The organism is Staphylococcus sp. HMSC071G07 (assembly GCF_001811435.1).
Lineage (GTDB): Bacteria > Bacillota > Bacilli > Staphylococcales > Staphylococcaceae > Staphylococcus > Staphylococcus pettenkoferi.
This window is the reverse complement of sequence record NZ_KV804783.1, coordinates 543-4,646: the sequence shown is the minus strand read 5'-3', so window position 1 is coordinate 4,646 and position 4,104 is coordinate 543. Positions and strand designations below refer to the sequence as shown.

Sequence of the window (4,104 nt, the reverse complement as noted above, 5' to 3'; positions counted from 1 at the left end):
GATGTATATGATGAGACTGTAGTGGGATGAGTCAACTAAAGTTTTATAGAGGGACGTCTTAGTTCGATTAGTGTAAAATAAGAAAACCCTCGCTCACTTTTTTTAAAATGAACGAGGATGCAATCATTCTCTTACAACTTAGTTTGAAGTTGTTATATTAAATCATCTAACGAAATTACTTTTCCGTAGTTACCTCAGGGCAGTATTGAACTTTATGACAATGCGGGCACTCTAATTTACGAGATTTCGGTGTATGCGGAGCTTTAATAAACTGCCACAAGGTAGATTTAAAGATACGATAACAGCTTGGGCAGAAATAAGACACGTGCTTATGCATAAATGTCGTAACTGTTACGCTACTATAGATTAAGTAAGGTACGATTAATAATACCGGGAAGAATTTCTTTAAAATCACGCTTAAAGTTATTGCTCCAAGTTCTAGCACTGATACCGGCACTAACTTTTTTCATCAATGCATAGTAGACATTTTTAGTTTTTTCACGTTGAATTGATGCATGATTTAAGTTTAAGACTTCCTCCAGACTGCTCCCTTTGTCATCCCCAGTGACATACTTTTTAATTTCTTTAAGACGAGAGTAGATGTGTTGTTGTTCTTGAATGTTATTCTTCAGCTCAAGCGTACGTTGTTCAAGAAGCACAGCTAAATGATTCCTCGATTCTTCATCTTGGGTATTCAACAACTGACTAATTTGTTTCAGCGTCAGCCCCCATTCTTTCAGTATCAAGATAATCTCCATTCTACATTTACTTTCTTCATCAAAGCGGCGTGACGTCTCGTGTTCTTTAGAAATAGGATGAATCAAGTTCTTTTTCACGTAAAACTGAACCGTTCTCACTGTAATGCCACACGCTTTCGCAAGCTCTCCAGTCGTATAAGTCATTTCTATCACCTTCCTTGAACTTACTATACAACGTGACGTCACGTCGTCTACAAGTTCTTTTCACTATAAAATGCGAAAAAAAGGACCAGGAATCTAAGGTTAGACTCCCGACCGTCTTAATTACGATTCATTCTTCTTGTGTTCGATAATCTCTGTGCCACGATTATCCGCAATATTTCGTGCACGCTTCATCGCATCCTCTTTCTTCTCGAACGTATCAGATGCTTGTTCAGCACGATCTGTCTTCACTTTCCATTCATTGTCTTCATAATAAACATGCACATCACGTTCGTTGTTCTCTGGATGCGCAGATTCATCTTTCTGATGTTGCGTAATATGCTTGTTCTTCAACTCTTTCAACTCATCTTGACTTGCATCTTTATACCAAGACTCTGCTTGTTCAGTCGCAATAGGAATTGCATCGCCCTCTTTATAGCCATCTTTCAACATCGCGTTACCAATATCGATGGCTTTCTTACGTTCAAGCTCATCCATGTTCTTCCAGCTTTGTGGATAGTCGTTCATTGTCCAAGGCATAGAATAACCTCCCTTTATGCTATTGAATCACTATTCTATAACCTTTTACTATTTACAATAAACGCACTCATACAATCTATTAATTCTCTATAATTTTTGTAATAAAAATGATTTAACGCTTGTAATACCGGGAAAATAGTTAAGCATGTAAATATAACTCAGAGAGGAGGCCCTGCTCGTGAATCAGATGACCATCGGGTTAATCCCTTCACCCGATATGCCAAATAAGATTACTGACAAGATTAAAGATACACTAGCAGAGGATTTCAGCAAAGTCATCGATGATCAGATCGACTGGGACATCGAAACACACGTTGCTTCGATGGTAGGTACGGCAGAACATATGGATAAGACGATGGACATTATTTCAAATATGAAGAAACAGAAAGAATGGGACATCGCTATCTGTATAACCGATTTACCGAGTATTTCTGACAATAAAGTCGTCCTTTCAGACATTCACACTGAGAAAAAGACAGCACTGCTCTCCCTACCAGCACTCGGTATGTGGAATGTTAAAAACAAGTTACGTCACTTCCTAACGTATCTCGTTCACTACATTATGAAACCGGGTGAAGAGGCACAACTCATCAGCAAAAAACACTTCAGATTCTCCAAAATCGATGAAGTGCAACCCGATGAAGATAGCGACCAGAAAGAAACAAGGCTCATCTTAAAATCCGTTGTATCAGGTTGGTCCCACTTGATTAGTGGTATGACTCTCGCCAATGAACCATGGACAGCCATCTTTGATTTCAAGAAGATTATTTCAGTGTCCTTTGCCACTGGCGCATACATTACCATCTTCTCTACACCGTGGGATATGACTCTGTACTATAATTATTGGCGATTTATCTTACTCATGATTCTATCCATCGTAGGCATGACAGTATGGCTCATTTACGCATATCAATTGTGGGAAACGCCATCCCCTTCTACACAACGCCTTTACCGTTATGTCTATAACTTAACAACTTTCATGACGCTCGGATCGATTACAGTCTTTAACTTTATCGCCCTATTCATCTTACTCACCCTGAGCACCATGCTCTTCGTACCACCATGGCTTTACACCCATATGACGTCACTGAAATCGTTACCGTCATTACTCGACTACTTTAACCTCATATGGTTCATGACTTGTATTTCAATCCTAGCAGGTGCTTTAGGTTCTACTGTGGAAAATGCTGAGAAGATCAAACGGGTCACTTACTCTTATCGTCAATACTACCGTTACGAACAGCTAGAGAAAGAACGTGAAGAAGAAGAGACAGAAGGCGAAAGTTACAACGAGCAAGAGAATTACGAAGGTAAGAAACAATCTCACAGTGAGGAGGGTTCATCTTAATGACACAAACAATCAAAGTAGGTCTTGTTGCCGCACCCGGTGTTTCTAAAAACATCGCAACACACATACAAGATGATTTGTCTAACGAACTCGCACAACATATCTCACAAGATGTTGAGTGGAAGATCGAAATCGTTGCAGACCCTCTCACTGGTTCAGCCGAGAACGTCACAGAAATCTTCCAGACGATTTCCGACTACCAGAAGACTAACGAGTGGCAATACACGATCGGTTTGACGGACTTACCCCTTTTTAAAAATAATAAAGTCATCGCTATCGACGTCAATAGAGACAACGGTGCCAGTCTCATCTCCGTCCCAGCATACGGTTGGCGTCCAGTGAAAAAACGTATTAAAAGTTCAATCATCGGTGTGGTCGAAGAAGTAAACAAGTACCAGCCAAACAAACACAATGCCGAACAAAGTGCAGATGAAAATCGTGCCCAACAACAAACCGAAGACAAAGACCAATCACAATCCAGCGAAGAACGTTTGACGCACCAATTCCCACTATCTAATCTCGAAGCACATACAGATTTCTTAGAGGATACCAATTCCAAACACCGTCGTTATTTCGTCAGTTCGAAAGCGAAAGGTATGATTCGCCTCTTGAGCGGTATGACATTCGCAAACAATCCACTCAACATGGTAAGCAGTATTAGTAACGTCTTAGCTGTTGCCTTCACGACAGGCGCTTCCGCCATCATCTTTACGACACTATGGAATTTAAGTTACCTCTACACTGAATGGCGACTCTTCCTAATGATGATCGTTTCAATACTCGGAATGATGCTCTGGATAATCATCGCACATAACCTATGGGAACCCATTCGTCACAGTAAAGACAAACGCATCACGAAACTCTACAACTTCACGACCGTTTCAACACTGACCATTGCATTAATCTTCTACTACATTCTCTTATTCGCCTTCTTCCTACTGGCATCACTCGTCGTCTTGCCACCAGGATACCTAGGCAGTAGTATGCAACTCGGTGGACCAGCCACAGCAAGCACTTATCTTAACCTTGCATGGTTCGCCAGCTCCATCTCAACCGTTGCAGCAGCAATCGGTGCCGGACTCAACAACGCCGAACTCATCCTAGAAAGTACCTACGGCTATCGACAAAAACAACGCTACAAACAAATCAAACAACAAGAACGCCAGCGCGAAAAAGAAGAAGAAGATGCCGAAGAACGAGGCAATTCATAAGGTTAAAAGTGGTACTGAATCTATTTGAAGTTCAGTGCCATTTTTATTATGTAGAAACACCCTATTCAATCCAAACCAGAGAGAATGTGGTGTTGATTGAGTAATT

Annotated in this window: 4 protein-coding genes; 2 read left to right on the top strand and 2 right to left on the bottom strand. The window is 40.8% G+C overall.

The annotated features are described in order from the left end of the window. Window positions 1–359: 359 nt before the first annotated feature. Entirely contained in the window at window positions 360–902 is a 543-nt protein-coding gene (locus tag HMPREF2802_RS08820) for a helix-turn-helix domain-containing protein (RefSeq protein ID WP_070503742.1), read from the bottom strand. Between the two features lie 120 nt (window positions 903–1,022). Then, a complete protein-coding gene (locus HMPREF2802_RS08815; RefSeq protein WP_070503739.1) occupies window positions 1,023–1,439 on the bottom strand; it encodes a DUF2188 domain-containing protein in 417 nt (138 codons plus the stop codon). Window positions 1,440–1,626: 187 nt separating this feature from the next. Between HMPREF2802_RS08815 and HMPREF2802_RS08810 the strand changes: the two genes are divergently transcribed. Further along, on the top strand, window positions 1,627–2,787 hold the full coding sequence (locus HMPREF2802_RS08810) for a hypothetical protein (protein ID WP_070503942.1): 1,161 nt from the start codon (window positions 1,627–1,629) through the stop codon (window positions 2,785–2,787). Further along, entirely contained in the window at window positions 2,787–3,998 is a 1,212-nt protein-coding gene (locus HMPREF2802_RS08805; protein WP_070503736.1) for an MFS transporter, read from the top strand. The genes HMPREF2802_RS08810 and HMPREF2802_RS08805 overlap by 1 nt, the downstream gene beginning before the upstream one ends. The last annotated feature ends 106 nt before the right edge of the window (window positions 3,999–4,104 follow it).

What these genes read in the sequence shown, in the direction of transcription:
- HMPREF2802_RS08820 (WP_070503742.1), bottom strand. Translation starts at nt 902, where the DNA reads ATGACTTATACGACTGGAGAGCTTGCGAAAGCGTGTGGCATTACAGTG.
- HMPREF2802_RS08815 (WP_070503739.1), bottom strand. Translation starts at nt 1,439, where the DNA reads ATGCCTTGGACAATGAACGACTATCCACAAAGCTGGAAGAACATGGAT.
- HMPREF2802_RS08810 (WP_070503942.1), top strand. Translation starts at nt 1,627, where the DNA reads ATGACCATCGGGTTAATCCCTTCACCCGATATGCCAAATAAGATTACT.
- HMPREF2802_RS08805 (WP_070503736.1), top strand. Translation starts at nt 2,787, where the DNA reads ATGACACAAACAATCAAAGTAGGTCTTGTTGCCGCACCCGGTGTTTCT.